Origin of the sequence: Geobacillus sp. DSP4a (genome assembly GCF_013096875.1) — a bacterium.
Lineage (GTDB): Bacteria > Bacillota > Bacilli > Bacillales > Anoxybacillaceae > Geobacillus > Geobacillus thermophilus.
Genome location: NZ_SDLD01000033.1, coordinates 24,642 through 38,850, shown reverse-complemented (window position 1 = coordinate 38,850; position 14,209 = coordinate 24,642). Strand labels below are relative to the sequence as shown.

13 protein-coding genes and 1 pseudogene are annotated in these 14,209 nt (G+C 52.2%); 7 read left to right on the top strand and 7 right to left on the bottom strand.

Annotated features, from left to right (window positions below; translation table 11 throughout):
* Positions 1 to 169: 169 nt before the first annotated feature.
* Together cas6 and ETC02_RS12150 are read left to right on the top strand one after the other, a co-directional pair.
* Complete coding sequence (gene cas6, locus ETC02_RS12155; protein ID WP_050368142.1) at positions 170 to 916, top strand: CRISPR-associated endoribonuclease Cas6; 747 nt, start codon at positions 170 to 172, stop codon at positions 914 to 916.
* Positions 917 to 1,552: 636 nt separating this feature from the next.
* Positions 1,553 to 2,599 carry a DmpA family aminopeptidase gene (locus ETC02_RS12150; RefSeq protein ID WP_050368747.1) on the top strand — a complete coding sequence of 349 codons (1,047 nt, stop codon included), beginning with the start codon at positions 1,553 to 1,555 and terminating at the stop codon, positions 2,597 to 2,599.
* 59 nt (positions 2,600 to 2,658) lie between these two features.
* Here ETC02_RS12150 and ETC02_RS12145 read toward each other — a convergent pair whose 3' ends face one another.
* The 3 genes from ETC02_RS12145 to ETC02_RS12135 form a co-directional block, all read right to left on the bottom strand.
* Positions 2,659 to 3,891, bottom strand: coding sequence for an MFS transporter (locus ETC02_RS12145; protein WP_050368143.1), 1,233 nt, complete (start codon positions 3,889 to 3,891; stop codon positions 2,659 to 2,661).
* 228 nt (positions 3,892 to 4,119) lie between these two features.
* Positions 4,120 to 4,773, bottom strand: coding sequence for a PspA/IM30 family protein (locus ETC02_RS12140; protein ID WP_050368144.1), 654 nt, complete (start codon positions 4,771 to 4,773; stop codon positions 4,120 to 4,122).
* Complete coding sequence (locus ETC02_RS12135; RefSeq protein WP_050368145.1) at positions 4,733 to 5,257, bottom strand: hypothetical protein; 525 nt, start codon at positions 5,255 to 5,257, stop codon at positions 4,733 to 4,735. The genes ETC02_RS12140 and ETC02_RS12135 overlap by 41 nt, the downstream gene beginning before the upstream one ends.
* Before the next feature lie 134 nt (positions 5,258 to 5,391).
* On the opposite strand from ETC02_RS12135, the gene ETC02_RS12130 reads away from it, so the two are divergent.
* Positions 5,392 to 5,820: a hypothetical protein gene (locus tag ETC02_RS12130; RefSeq protein ID WP_050368146.1), complete on the top strand. Its 429-nt coding sequence runs from the start codon at positions 5,392 to 5,394 to the stop codon at positions 5,818 to 5,820.
* A 660-nt stretch (positions 5,821 to 6,480) separates the two neighbouring features.
* Positions 6,481 to 6,696 carry a hypothetical protein gene (locus tag ETC02_RS18595; RefSeq protein ID WP_483299730.1) on the top strand — a complete coding sequence of 72 codons (216 nt, stop codon included), beginning with the start codon at positions 6,481 to 6,483 and terminating at the stop codon, positions 6,694 to 6,696.
* Between the two features lie 220 nt (positions 6,697 to 6,916).
* On the opposite strand, the gene ETC02_RS12125 is transcribed toward ETC02_RS18595, so the two are convergent.
* The 4 genes from ETC02_RS12125 to ETC02_RS12110 form a co-directional block, all read right to left on the bottom strand.
* Positions 6,917 to 9,226 carry a YhgE/Pip domain-containing protein gene (locus tag ETC02_RS12125; RefSeq protein ID WP_050368147.1) on the bottom strand — a complete coding sequence of 770 codons (2,310 nt, stop codon included), beginning with the start codon at positions 9,224 to 9,226 and terminating at the stop codon, positions 6,917 to 6,919.
* A 75-nt stretch (positions 9,227 to 9,301) separates the two neighbouring features.
* Positions 9,302 to 9,871, bottom strand: coding sequence for a TetR/AcrR family transcriptional regulator (locus ETC02_RS12120; RefSeq protein WP_042382514.1), 570 nt, complete (start codon positions 9,869 to 9,871; stop codon positions 9,302 to 9,304).
* Between the two features lie 170 nt (positions 9,872 to 10,041).
* Positions 10,042 to 11,415, bottom strand: a complete 1,374-nt coding sequence (locus ETC02_RS12115; RefSeq protein ID WP_050368148.1) for a sensor histidine kinase — start codon at positions 11,413 to 11,415, stop codon at positions 10,042 to 10,044.
* Positions 11,405 to 12,067, bottom strand: a complete 663-nt coding sequence (locus ETC02_RS12110; RefSeq protein ID WP_015373859.1) for a response regulator transcription factor — start codon at positions 12,065 to 12,067, stop codon at positions 11,405 to 11,407. The genes ETC02_RS12115 and ETC02_RS12110 overlap by 11 nt, the downstream gene beginning before the upstream one ends.
* Before the next feature lie 167 nt (positions 12,068 to 12,234).
* Between ETC02_RS12110 and ETC02_RS12105 the strand changes: the two are divergent.
* From ETC02_RS12105 to ETC02_RS12095, 3 genes and pseudogenes are all read left to right on the top strand, one after another.
* Positions 12,235 to 12,672 (top strand): annotated as a pseudogene (locus ETC02_RS12105) (PepSY-associated TM helix domain-containing protein); the annotation flags it as partial.
* Positions 12,673 to 12,695: 23 nt separating this feature from the next.
* A complete protein-coding gene (locus ETC02_RS12100) occupies positions 12,696 to 12,881 on the top strand; it encodes a hypothetical protein (RefSeq protein WP_075261516.1) in 186 nt (61 codons plus the stop codon).
* On the top strand, positions 12,862 to 14,067 hold the full coding sequence (locus ETC02_RS12095) for a S1C family serine protease (RefSeq protein ID WP_050368149.1): 1,206 nt from the start codon (positions 12,862 to 12,864) through the stop codon (positions 14,065 to 14,067). The genes ETC02_RS12100 and ETC02_RS12095 overlap by 20 nt, the downstream gene beginning before the upstream one ends.
* Positions 14,068 to 14,209 lie beyond the last annotated feature (142 nt).

Below are 14,209 nucleotides of genomic sequence, written 5' to 3'. Positions count from 1 at the left end.
TGAGTGTCTTATGCTCTAGCGGCGAAGTGGACACGCCTCAAAGAATAAGGATTGCTTGAAGCAGTCAAACTTCTTTGGAAGCCCCCACTTCAAATTTTCGCTAGAAAATTAAGTGGGGGTAGTTCACAAGGGCAAAGGACGGCACTCAACAAGGAAGGCAGGATAACATATGAGATTGACAATCACGATGAGCGGGCGGCAAGGGCCTGTTTCCTTGCCGCTCCATTACCAGCATTTGTTGCAAGGGATGTTGTATCGTTCGTTAGAAAATGAGCAGTTAGCTGCATTTTTGCATGACAAAGGATTCCGTCACGGGAAACGGTCATTTAAACTCTTCACGTTTAGCCGTTTATTTGGAACGCACCAAGTGGATCGGGGAAAAAAAGCGATTCGGTTTTTGGATGATTTCCAATGGCATATCGACACCGTTCTCCCAGAGCTGACTCAGCAACTTGGACAGCGATTTTTGTTGCAGAGAGAGATTGAGCTTTACGGACAGCTGATCGAAGTGAAAAGTGTCAAAATGGAGAACATCGACATACGCGAAAACGAAATTGACATTGTCATGCTCTCTCCACTGACCGTATATAGCACATATGAAACGATTGACGGGAGAAGGAAAACGCAATTTTTTGATCCCGATGATGAGGTGTTCTCCCACTTGATTGAATTGAATTTCCGTCATAAATATGAAGCATACTACGGTGTTCCGCCGACGGAAAGGCTATTGATCGAGCCGATTCATGTTCATCATCGTCATCGTGTGGTGACGATGTTCAAGAATATATATATTACAGGATGGCTTGGCTATTACCGCCTCTGTTCTTCGCCAGAACAGTTGACATTTTTATATCATGTCGGTCTAGGTGGCCGAAATTCACAAGGATTCGGCATGTTTCGCCTCAAAAGTGGATAAACGAGTCACGGATTGTCGTCGACCTCCAATCGTGCAAAAATCCCGGGGGATCGACGACAATGGTTTTTGGTGGTTCAGACTTACAGCCATCGAGGTTGAAGGTTATTGACAGAATTTTTGAAATGTGGTATTCTGAAAACAGCGCTAGATCGAAATGTTTGATGCGACAAGCATTTTTGGGGTTTTTATCGTACCTATGAGGGATTGAAACTCCAAATCGCGTTTGCAACGGAGGAACTCTTTCACCCACCGGTTTTTATCGTACCTATGAGGGATTGAAACATACTTTTCTTCACGCTTTTTGCTTTCCCACAAAAGTTTTTATCGTACCTATGAGGGATTAAAACTTATCCAACTCCCCGTCTTCCACACATATCTGAATCGTGTTTTCACCCGCGCAATTTGGTGATCTTTTCACCTCTTGTGCTGTCTTCGCTGGCAATGTGGAGATGACCCACCATCTTCCCTTGATCCTCGCCACGCGCAAAACTTCTTCTTCGTTCTGTTTTTCTCGCGGCAGCTTTGTTCGATGCGCTATACTTGGATAGAAGGAGCAACATTTGTTTGCTTCCGGATGGGCGTTTGTTTTTGCTTTTTCACGATGGGGGCAAGCAAAGGAAAGAAAGGGGAACGGTTATGCGCTGCAAGCTTCGCGATCTCGGTTTTTCCATCGGCACGCTTCCGACAGGGGAGCGCAATCAAGTCACCGATGTGCCTGGGGTGCGGGTCGGTCATGTGACGATTCGGGAAGATATGAATGAGCGGACAGTGATCCGCACTGGGGTGACGGCGGTGTTGCCGCATGGGGGCAACTGGTTTTTGGAGAAGGTGCCCGCGGCTTGTTTTGTGTTGAACGGGTTTGGGAAAACGGTCGGGTTGGTGCAGGTCGAGGAACTTGGGTTGATCGAGTCGCCGATTATGCTGACTAATACGTTCAGTGTCGGCGCTGTCTGGCAAGGGACGCTTGAGTATATGCTTGCGATGACGCCGGAGATCGGAGATACGACCGGGTCGGCCAACATTGTCGTCGGGGAATGCAATGACAGCTATTTGAATACGGCGCGGGCGCTTTCGGTGACGAAGGAGCATGCGAAAGAGGCGATTGCCGCGGCGTGCGTCGATATGGAAGAAGGGGCGATCGGCGCGGGGACGGGTATGATGTGCTTCGGCTGGAAAGGGGGCGTTGGCAGCTCGTCGCGGGTCGTGAGCAGGGGATATACGGTCGGGGCGCTGGTCGTGAGCAATTTCGGCCGGCGTGAGGAGTTGCGGTTCGTGCCGTATATGCCGCCGTCGTTTGATGAACGGGATGTGCCGGCTGGTTCGATTATGATGATCGTGGCGACTGATGCGCCGCTTGATGCGCGGCAGTTGAAGCGGCTGGCGCGGCGGGCGGCGGTGGGGCTCGGACGGACGGGAAGCTGCGTCCATCACGGGAGCGGCGACATTGTCATTGCGTTTTCCAATGCTTATACCATTCCCCATTTTTCGGATTCTGCTCTTCAACCATTCCCTCCGCTCGTCCGTGATGACGCGCCGCTCATGAATGAGCTGTTCCAGGCGGCGATTGAGGCGACCGAGGAAGCGATTTGGAATTCGCTTACGATGGCCGAGACGACGACCGGGCGCAACGGGCGGGTGGGGGAGGCGATTCCGTATTCGTTGCTTCGACGGATGGGAGAATGAGCGAAAACGGCCTGAAAGGGATTCCTCTCAGGCCGTTTTTCATTGCCTTGGCCGCGCTGTCAGTGGCGGATGTGAAGGCGGTGCGCCCAGGCGGCGATTTTTTCTTTCATGTCTTCGCGCCATGCGCGGTCGTGGACGGTGTATCCGACCAAAGCCCCTGTGGCGATGAGGAGCAGCCCTGACAAGGCGAAAATGGCCGAAATGGATGCGAATCCTGCGATGGCTCCCGCTGCCGTCGGACCAGCGAGGTTGCCGAGAAAGCGGGAGCTGGCTGTGACGCCGAACACCCGCCCTTGGATGCGGCGCGGGCATTGCGCGTTGATCAGCGCTTGAAGGGCAGGCCATACCCCGCCGACGACAAGCCCTTGCAAGAAGCGCCAGACGTACAATTCATAAAGATGGTCCGTCCATACTTGCGGCAAGGCGAACAAGCCGGACAGCACAAGCAGTATCGGTAATGTTTTCTCCTGCCCGATCCGGTCGCCGAGTTTCCCTAAGTACGGTGCGCCGATGATCGTCGCGATGCCGGTGATCGAGGAGGCGAGCCCTGATAGAAATGCGAGATTGCGAGAATGGCCGACGAGCGACTGGACAAAAATCGTCATCATCGAGTTGACGCCAAGAACCGCAATTTGCACGAGAAACGTGGCGATAAATAAGACGATGAGCGGCCGGTGTCTGAATACTTCTTTGAAGCTGGCCTTGTTTTCTTTTGTCTGCGGCACGACGGGATCTTTTTCGAGCCAAAAAATGACCGGCAAGAGCGTCAGTAAAATGCAAAGCCCGGTCACGAGAAACACCGGGCGGAAGCCGAACCAATCGGATAAGGCGCCGCCGATGAGAGGTCCGATGATGTTGCCGGCGATGCTTCCCGTCTGCAGCGTCCCGAGCGCCTCGCCGCTATGGTCTTTTGGCACGACGCGGGCCAAGTATGAAAACGAGACAGTGATAAATCCAGAGAAAAAGCCGACAAGAAATCGGAGAGCAAGCAGCGCCATCGGTGAGGCGGCGAACGCCATGCATCCGGTGATCAAGCCCATGCCAATCCCCGCGCGGATGAGGTTGGCGCGCTGGCCGTACTTGTCGGCGAACATGCCCCAAATCGGCGCCATGATGGCCGCCGACAAAAACGTCGCCGAAAAGACAAGACCGGTCCAGACGCTCAACGAATGGTGCTCGGTGATGCCCATTTCCCACAACAGCAGCGACAAAAACGGAATGACCATCGTCATTCCCGCCGACACCATGAAATTGCACAGCCAAAGGATGCGGACGTTTCGTTTCCAGTTCAAGGCAGGTCATCTCCTGTATTCTTTCGTCTCTCTAATTAATTTTAGCACGATGGAAAAACAAAGGAAACGATTTTGCTTATCAATGGGGCAAGACCATGGCATCGGGCATCGTTCAGGCTTGTCGCGGGTTGCATGTGCTTTTGGCCGCCGCTTGTCCAAGGGAGCGAAACAAACGAATCCCCCTTGCCTGCCCGGCAAGGGGGTCATCTATGTCAAAGGGGGAGGGGATTAGGCGTTATTGGCTTGGGCTTCTTTCCACTTGGCTAACTCACGTTCGACTTCTTCATCAAATGGCACAGGGGACAACACGGCGTTCGTTCCGAATCGGGCGGCTGCCGCTTCGGCTTCTAAGGCGATGACGCGCTCTTCTATGCGGGCGAAGCCGCGCAGCGCCTCGTCGGCGGAAAAGGAGGCGAGCGCCGAGTCGATTTGCTTCAACGCTTGCGCGGCGTTAACGCGGGTAGCGAGCTCCAGCTGCTTAGCTGCGAGCTCGTCGTACCGCTCGCGCAGTTGGTTTAGACGGTTGGCGACTTCCGCCGTTTTCGCTTTGATGGCGTCGTATTGTTGTTTGTACGCCTCCAGTTTTTTCTCATACAACAGCTTGTCGCGCAAGGCGAGTTTGGCGACGGCTTCTTCGTTGCGCTCGAGCGCCAGTTTCGCTTGGCGGCTCCGTTTTTCAATCGTCGCCTCCGCTTGGGCGATGAGCGTCTCATAGCGCCGCTCGGCGACCCATTGCTGGGCGAGCGCCTGGCGCCCTCGTTCGAGCTGTTCTTCAAGTTCGCGCAAATATTGTTTCGTCATGGCGACAGGGTCTTCCCAGCGGTCGATTTGTTCGTTCACTTCAGCGAGAACGATCGTCTTCATTCGGCGAAAAATGCCCATTTGTTTGTGCCTCCTTTTGAATCGTTTTTTCCCATTCATCAAGCCAATCGGCGGAAACGGATGGCGCCGCTGGCATCAACACCTCAACAGCAGATGGTTTGCGCGCTTGGCGACGTCCCAAGGCGTACACCGCGGCCAGTGCAAGCAAAAACAACACCCATTTCGGCAGCAACGCCGCAATTCCGAGCGCGACGAGCACCCAGCCGATCCAGCGCTTCGACCGCGCCGCGGCGAGCCATACGGCCCCGGCGGCGGCAAGCAAAAGAGGGATGAGCCACTTTAGGAACAACATCGGCATCATCCAGCCTCCACGCTGCTCCATGATGAACTCCCGATGGGGATGACCGAATCCGCCCGGCATGCCGTCAAACGGAGCGCCCGGCCGCCCGTGCGCCATCACTTCATGCGGAGCGAGAATGTGAAACAGGCTGACCCCTGCAAGGGCAACAAGGGCGAGCAGAAAAACTGCCCGAGCTTTCTTCAATCTCGTCACCTCCTTTTGTGTGGTGGACTGGCTTACGGTTTGTATTGTAGAAGGGGAAGGAGAAAATTAGGTGAAAAGCGAATGTTTTTTGAAGGGGTTTTGAGCATATCATCCATTAGGTGGGGAGCTGCGAGATGAACGGTGATGTTCGCATGACAGGTGGGGGAGGAAGGAAAGACGTGGTTCGGTCGTATGGGGTTGATGTGGGCGGCGCTTTGTTGGTGTTGTGGTTTTCCTTTTTGTTTCCGACGTTTTATGTTGGATATTATGCGTACGGCTCGTTTTTGGGGGTTGCCATCGGTTCGTTGATCGTCGGCCTATCGAGAATTCGATGGCATCCGCAGGCGCGGTTCGGCGGTACTCTGATCGGTTCGTTCCTCATCATCGCGGTGTCTGTCCTCATCATCCGCCTGTTTCCCATCGAAATCCGCGATGTCGGAGACTTGGTCATGCCCTATGTCAATGCCGTGGTGAATGCGTTGATTTATTTTCTGGTGCTGAACGCCCTCCACTTGTGGCATCGCCTGGCAACGGGAAACGTTTCGTTTTGGAACAAACGGTGAAGCCGCGCATGCGGCCGTCGCAAGCAAAAGGCGCCCCAGTCTGTCTGGAGCGCCTTTTGCTTCAAAAGTCTGCTCGCCATGTTTTAACGCCTAATACAGTGAATACATGAACCCTAAGTTGATCGGTTTTCGATAATACATATCTGACCCGGATGAGTAGCCGTACGTGAACCCAGCCTCTTTAAGAGCTGAAATGGAAAATGATCCTGTTATACGATCGCTAGTCTTCACTTCAATTGTCGCACTTCCTGATGTCTGCACTTTTGTAGTAGGAAAAGATCCGGTCATATATAGATGCAATTTGAAGATTTACCATTTGCAGCTTTTATCGACTGTCAGGCGACCGAACAACGCCGCTTCCAGACCCATGTATGGGTCTGGAAGCAGGTGGTTGTTCGGTCTTCCGTTACGCCTTGGCGTGACGGGGCAAGCCATAGGCTTGCCTTCGACAGTCGAAAATGGACAAACCGCTTTTCCGTCAAGGATATGTTAAACTTCTTCGTTGCATCTATGTAGAAACGGTGTTTGCTACGTCACGAGTCAAATACCATTTCAATCGGAAGGAAACAGAAATCATTCGAGCGGCAAGTAGAATGGATAATTTTTTCCAAAATCTATGAAATTCGAGACAAGAGAAAAGTAAATAGAATAATCGAAATTATGAAATTCGCAGAATGGTCAAAAACAGCCAAAGTCGATGAAGGTCAACCCGACTATCGTTTTTGGCTCGAACATCCAAAAACGAAGGACAGGCTATTCCATTACAACATTTGGTTTAAGAAGAATAACACAATGATCTTCGATAAAAAAACAGGAAAATATGGGGTCCTTCCTTCAAAATATGAAACTGAATTGAAGCGTTTGCTCAGTGAGTAGGGCAACGTTTCAAGGAGATTGTTTGAACGTCAATTCACGTTTTGCTTCGTAACAAAGTAAACACAAAGAAAAATCCTCTTAATTTTCATTGAGAAGGTGCGAAAGGTGATGGAGAACGTGAAAAAACGGTTCTCCATCATTGTCCCTTGCATCAGAGAGAAATCATGAAAGAATGATAACGATGGCAAGGGTCGATAGAAAAAAACAAGCTTCTGAAGCATTACGCTTCAGAAGCTTGTTCGACGGCCGTGGCAAATTGGCGGCGATGTTGGATAGTCAAATAAACGAGTGTTCCCATCATCATGGCAACAACAAATAGCAGCAGCTTGCTGAGGTTTTCCCACATAAACGAGAAATCACCGCTTGAGATGACCGCTTTCAATCCGAAAACCGAATACGTCATCGGAAGCCATGCGTTAAAGTGTTGCAACGAGCGTGGAATTAGTTCGAGCGGGAATGTTCCCGCGCTTGTTGTCAATTGCAAAATCAGCACGACAATCGCGATAAATCTTCCTGGATCGCCGAACACGGTAACAAGAAATTGAATGACAGATAAAAATGTGATGCTAGTGACAATGCTAAACACGATAAAGAGCGGGACGCTTTTTACGTGTAAATCGAGTCCAACCAGCAACACGACATCCGCCAGCAGTGCTTGCAAAATCCCAACGCCGATCAAGACGCCGAATTTAGCCAAAAACCAATGCAATGGCGAACGTGGAACCCCTGCTGGTTCGCGAAGCGGAAAGACGATGGAAAGCAACAGCGCACCCACAAACAATCCGAGTGACAAGAAGTACGGCGTAAACCCTGTTCCGTAGTTCGGCACTTTATTGATTTCTTCCTTGTGGAGATTCACTGGTTGGGCAAACATGTCGTAGACAGCCTTATTGGCTTTGACATCGCTTGCTTGTTCGGCTCCTTCTTTCAATTTATCCGCCAATTCTTTCGAGCCGTCTGTCAGTTGGTTGACACCATCTTGCAAATGTTTTGTCCCGTTCGTTAATTCCTTCGTTCCATCCGCTACTTGTTGTGAACCGTTTGCCAACCGACGCGTGCCATCTTGAAGCTGATCTGCTCCTTGAGCCAATGTTTGCAGGCCTGAAGAAAGTGTTCCACTGCCATGGGCAAGCTGGCTTGCTCCTTGTGCAGCTTCTTGCATTTTGTCATACATTGTTTTCATGCCGCTGACGAGTTGTTCTTGGCCATTCGCCAGTGCGTCTGCGCCATTGACAAGTTGTTGTTGACCGGCAAGCAGTTCATCGACTCCGCGATCGAGAGCGATGTGCCCTTCATGCAGCTGTTGGGCTCCTTCGTGCAAAGAAGAGGCTCCAGAGTGCAACGATTGGGCGCCGCTATTTAACTGTGCAAGGCCGTTTTCGACTTGTTTGCTTCCGAATGATAATTTCTCAACATTTTCCTTTAGCCGCTCATACACCGCCTTTTGTGTCGGATCGGGGGTTTGAGCAATGAGTGCATCAAGCTGCGCCGCTAACTGTTCAAGCCCGCCTGTTACTTGGGTCGCCCCTGTTTGAACCCGAGCCGCCCCTTGTTGCCATTGCGCAAGCGATGATGCTAGCTTTTCGGCTCCCCCGCTTAATTGTTCCGAACCTTGCAAAAGCCGCGGCATGCGGGCATCGAGTGTTTGCATTCCCTCATATACGCGTCTTGTCCCTGAAGCAAGATTCGCTGTTCCTTGTTGAGCCTGCTTGGCTCCGGAGAGGAGTTTCTCTTGCCCAGCGGTCATTTGTTTCATCCCGTTGTAAAGCGTTTCGATTCCGGTTTGAACTTGCAATGAGCCACTGGCAGCTTGGTGCAGTCCGTCAGTAAAGCTCACGGATTTTTCCGCGAGTGTCGCTAAATGGTGATATAACGTTTCACTTCCGTCTTGTGCTTTTTTCATGCCATCATACAGTCGATTTGTTCCGTTTTGTGCTTGGCTGAGTCCGTCATGCAGTTGTGCGGCTCCGTCGCTCGCTTTTGTCAATCCGTCAGCGACGGTTTGAATCGTATCAAACATGCTTTCGGCATATGTTTCTGTTATGGCGTTCGCTACTTCGTTTTTTATTTTTTCAACTGCAGTTTGACCGATTTGTGCCGATAGAAAGTTAAATCCCTCATTCGGTTTGTAAATGAGCTCCAGTTTTTTCGGATGATCGTCTTGCAGCGTTGTCGCATTCCGGGAAAAATCGTCAGGGATTTGAATGAGCATATAATATTTTTGTTCTTTTAACCCTTTTTCCCCTTCATGTTCGGTTACAAAATGCCAGTCAAACTGTTTGTTCTCTTTTAACTTCTCGACGAGATCTTTTCCAAGATGAATCTCCTTTCCGTCGAGCATTGCCCCTTTGTCTTGGTTGACTACAGCGACGGGAAGTTCATCCAAATGATTGTATGGATCCCAAAATGCCCATAGAAACATGCCGCTGTATAGAAGAGGGATGAATAATACAGCTATGACAGGAATCAGTACTTTGCGGTTGGTCAGAATGGCCTTCCATTCTTTCAACCATAATTGAAATGCGTGCATGCCCGAACCTCCTTTGTTTATAATTATGACTGATTCGTCCATTTAGTCATTTTTAGCCCAAAAAGTGAAGGATTATCATGGAGACAATCCTTTCAGCAAATACAGATCAAACAGTTCGGCAATGGTTTGTTGAGACAATGGTTCGTGATCTTTTTCCCATTCAATGCTTAGTGCGATGTACATTTTAAACATGAAAAATGCCGTCAACTCAGGATCGCAAGGGCGAATTTCCCCTTTTGCCATCGCTTCTTCAATTTTTTCGCGAATATAGGCAATCATTTCGCGATCAAGGCGTTTCATCACCTCTCGTACAGCTGCGGTGCCAATATCGCGAACTTCCTGCAAAAGTTTGATGGTTAATTCATGTTCCTGGCGGAACGTAAAAATACGTTGCAAGGCGCGTTGGACGTTTTCGCTGAACGGCAAACGATCATCCATAGCCGCATCTGCTTCATGCTTAATTTCGGATATAACAGAGGAAACGATATGGTCAAGCAGCTCTTCTTTGCTTTTGAAAAATGTATAAATCGTTCCTTTCCCGACATTAGCCATCTTCGCTACTTGATCCATTGTCGTTGCTTTGTAGCCGAACAGCGAAAATGATTGGGTGGCGGCATCAATAATTTGTTGTTTTTTATCCGACATGGGCATTCATCCTTTGTTTTGACTAAATGGACGATTTGGTCATCATGTTTTAAATCATAACATGAATACGTTCGATTCGCAACAACAATATTTATGTTTCATTTTTCTCACTCGACGGCGCGTTCTGTTGAGGGAAGGAAGCCTTGGCCTTGCTGTTTTGTCCCCCGGATTTAGCAAGGAAGACGAACAAGAAATTCGGTTCCTTCCCCGATTTGACTATGGACGTGGATCGCGCCGCCGTGGGCGTCGACGATCCATTTGGCGATCGACAGCCCGAGGCCGTGGCCGCCTTGTTGGCGCGAGCGCGCTTTGTCGACGCGGTAAAAGCGGTCGAAAATGCGGCCGATGTCTTCCGGCGGGATGCCGATACCGGTGTCTTTGACGGAAAGGAACACGTGCTTTGGCTCGGTGCGGATCGACAGCGTCACCTCGCCGCCTTCGGGGGTGTATTTGATCGCGTTGTCGAGCAAAATGTACAATAGCTGCGTCAATTTGTCCGGGTCAGCGGTGACGAGCGCTTGCTCGGGAGCGTGAAAATGCATTGTAATCTGTTTTTTCGCCGCCAGTTCCGACATGAGCTGGAACGTGCGCTCGGCGTGCGGGCGGAAATCGAACGTTTGTTTTGAAAGCTCCAGCGCGGCGTGTTTCGCATCCGCGCGGGCGAGCGTCAACAAGTCGTTCATCAGTTTCGTGATTCGCTTCAATTCGTCACGCAGGCGGTCGAGCAGGCGGCGGGCAAAGTCGTTTTTCATCACATCCTCCTCAAGCGCAAGCGCCTCGACGGACGAGAAGACGACGCTGAGCGGCGTCCGCAGCTCATGAGAGGCGTCGGCGACGAACTGGCGCTGCCGCTCGTACGCTTCTTCAATCGGTGCGAGCGCGCGCTTGGACATAAAGAAGCTGAGCGCCACGCCGACGGCAAGAAACAGCACCGATAAGCCGATGAGCACAATGAGCAGCCAATGGAACACGCCGAAAAACGACGTGACGTCCATGCCGATATACAGCATGCCCACGAAATCGCCGTGGATGACGAGCGGACGGGCGGCGGCGAGCACGCGCCAGTCGCGGGCCGCTTCGCGCGCGAGGCCGGGCATATGTTCCGGCAAAGAGACGCTCATGTAGACGGGAGCGCGCTCATTTGCCTTGAGATGGGACAAGGCGTTTAAAAAATACGGACGCAGGCGCGGGTGGACTTCATCCCCGGCGAGCAGGCCCCCGTCCGGGCCGATGACGTAAAAAAAGAGTTGGTCTTCGCTTAACAAAATGACATTTTCATCATCAAACAAGTCGAAATTGCTTTGCTTGAGCAGCACTTGTTCGATCGTATTCGCCTCTTGCTCGGCGAGGCGGCTGATGCGCCGCTCTTGGTCAGAAGTGGCGATCCAGTAAAACAAGGCCGCGGCGATCATGACAAACAAGGCGAGAAACAACGTGAAAATGCCGCTGTAGAGCGCTGTCAGCCGCCAATGGGCGCGGCGGAACAAGTCGGCGCTTCCTAGGCGGCGCAGCCAGCCGCGCCATTCCCTCCAGTTATTTTTCAATTTTATACCCCACTCCTCGAACGGTTTGGATGACATCGTCTTTCAACTTTTTGCGCAATAGCTTGATTGTCGCGTCGATCGTTTTCATTGACACATCGGCATCCCACCCCCAAACGCGGTCCAATATCGTTTCGCGCGGCACGACTTGCCCTTGGTTTTGCACGAGCAAATCGAGAAGCTGAAACTCGCGTGGAGTGAGGAAAATCTCTTCATCGCCGCGATGGAGCGTATGGCTTGTCCGGTTTAAGGTGAAGCCGTGAAACGCCACTTTTTCCTCTTGGAGCGGGACGAACGTCCGCCGTGCGAGCGCCTTGAGCCGCGCGACGAGCTCGTCGATTTCAAACGGTTTGACCAAGTAATCGTCCGCTCCCGCCTCAAGCCCGGTGACGCGGTCGTGGACGGCGTCTTTCGCCGTCAGCATCAAAATCGCGCCTGTGTAGCCGTTTTGCCTCAACCGTCGACAAATGTCCACCCCATCGCCGTTTGGAAGCATCCAATCGAGCACGACGACATCGTAAAACTCCGCCATGGCGTAATCGTACGCATCTTCCCCTTCCTGCACCCAATCGATATGGTCGATGCCTTTCTTTTTCAATAAGTGAACGATCAGCTCCCCTAGGTGAAGATCGTCCTCGGCCAGCAAAATTTTCATCGCCATTCCTCCCGTTCTGTCTCTCTTCCTTCTTAATCATATCAAATCGTTCGTGAAAAAACGGTGAAAACGCAGCCCATTCGCCGCGCAGAAGGCTGTTCTCTCAAAAAGAATTTTCACCATTTTTTCACCTTCCTTGGCTATCATGATGGACGAAGAGGAAAAGGAGGCAAACGGCGATGAGGAAAATGAGGAATTTGCATCTTTGGATTGGGCTGATCAGTTCGATCTTTTTGCTTGTTGAGGCGGTGACGGGGCTCCTTCTATCCGAGCCGTGGCTGATCGGTCAGGCGGAGCGCGGCGAGATGCACCGCGCCGCGCAGGAAAGAATGAACGCGTTCGGGGCGGGGCAGACGTCGGGAGCGGGGGCATCTACGGCCCCGATGGCACCGCGCGCCGAGGGAGGCGGATCGTCGCTCATGATGTTCGTCCGCCAGCTGCACGAAGGGAGAATCGGTTCGCTTGACATCCGCTGGGCGGTTGATGTCGCGGCGGTGGCGATGATCATTTTGACCGCGACGGGGATTTTCCTGTCGATCCGCACGCTCGCAGCGGGACGGAGGCGGAAGCAGAAGCGGATGACGCCAGCGCCGGAGACGACATAACGGATGCAGGGAGGGATGAAACGATGCATCAGAACAACCGAAAGAAACAGCGACGCTGGTCTTCTCTTTATGCAAGGCCGATCGATGTCGGTGGCATCGTCGTATGTCGCCCGCCATTTCACTGCTTGGCGGCCATTCGCTCGAAGATGCTGCATATTCCATCATGGATCATGAAGGAGGAGATGACCCATGGACATGATGCCATTTGAACCAACCCCAACGCCAGAACCGAAACGCCGCGGCCGCTTCGTATCGTGGCTCGCCGCTTCCGTCGCAGGGGCGGTGATTGGGAGCGCGGCGACGTGGTATGTGGCGCCGAAATGGATGCATGAAGAAACGAATTCCCAAACGGAAACAGCGGAAACGACCGCAAAAAGCGAGGCGCTGCCGCTGCAGCCGACGGCGAACGTCAACACGAACATGATCGCTGCCATTAATAAAGTGGCCGATGCGGTCGTCGGCGTCGTCAACATTCAGAAGCAAGTGGACTTTTTCTCTGATCAAGCGCAAGATACCGAAGCGGGAACGGGGTCGGGCGTCATCTTTAAAAAAGACGGCGATGCGGCCTACATTGTGACGAACAACCATGTCATTGAAGGGGCGAACAAAGTCGAAGTGGCGCTCGCGAACGGGAAAAAAGTGAAAGCCGAGATCGTCGGCGCGGATGCACTCACCGACCTCGCCGTCTTGAAAATCCCTGCTGAAGGGGCGACGAAAGTGGCGAGCTTCGGCGACTCGTCGAAGGTGAAAATCGGCGAGCCTGTCGCGGCGATCGGCAACCCGCTCGGCCTTGATTTGTCGCGGACGGTGACGGAAGGGATCGTCAGCGGCAAACGGACGATGCCCGTCTCAACGTCAGCGGGGGATTGGGAAATCGACGTCATCCAAACGGACGCCGCGATCAACCCGGGCAACAGCGGTGGGGCGCTCATCAACAGCGCGGGGCAAGTGATCGGCATCAACAGCATGAAAATCGCGGAAACGGGCGTCGAAGGGCTCGGCTTTGCCATCCCGAGCGAAAACGTCAAACCGATCGTCGAGCAGCTGATGAAAGATGGGAAAATCAAACGCCCGTACCTTGGCGTCCAGCTTGTCGATGTGGCGGATTTGTCCGATGATGTCCGCACGAATGAATTGAAATTGCCGTCGAACATCACAAGCGGGGCGGCCGTCACGTCCGTCGAACCGTTCTCCCCAGCCGCCGAGGCCGGATTGAAATCGAAAGACGTCATCACGGCGATCAACGGGGAGAAAATCGACAGCGTCAGCGCGTTGCGCAAATATTTGTATACGAAAACAGCGGTCGGTGATCGCATCAAACTGACGATCTATCGCGACGGGTTTGAGACGACCGTATCGGTCACCTTAAAAGCGAGAGACAGCAGCCAGTCGTAAGAAGACATCGCCTCTTTTCAGCCGAAGCGGCTGGAAAGAGGCGATGTTCATTTTCGTGTGCGGCGCTTGCTCATGATGCTGGAGTATAAAACGAAATGAGACGGCTGTACGTTGATTCCGTGTCGTCAGCACTTTTTGTATC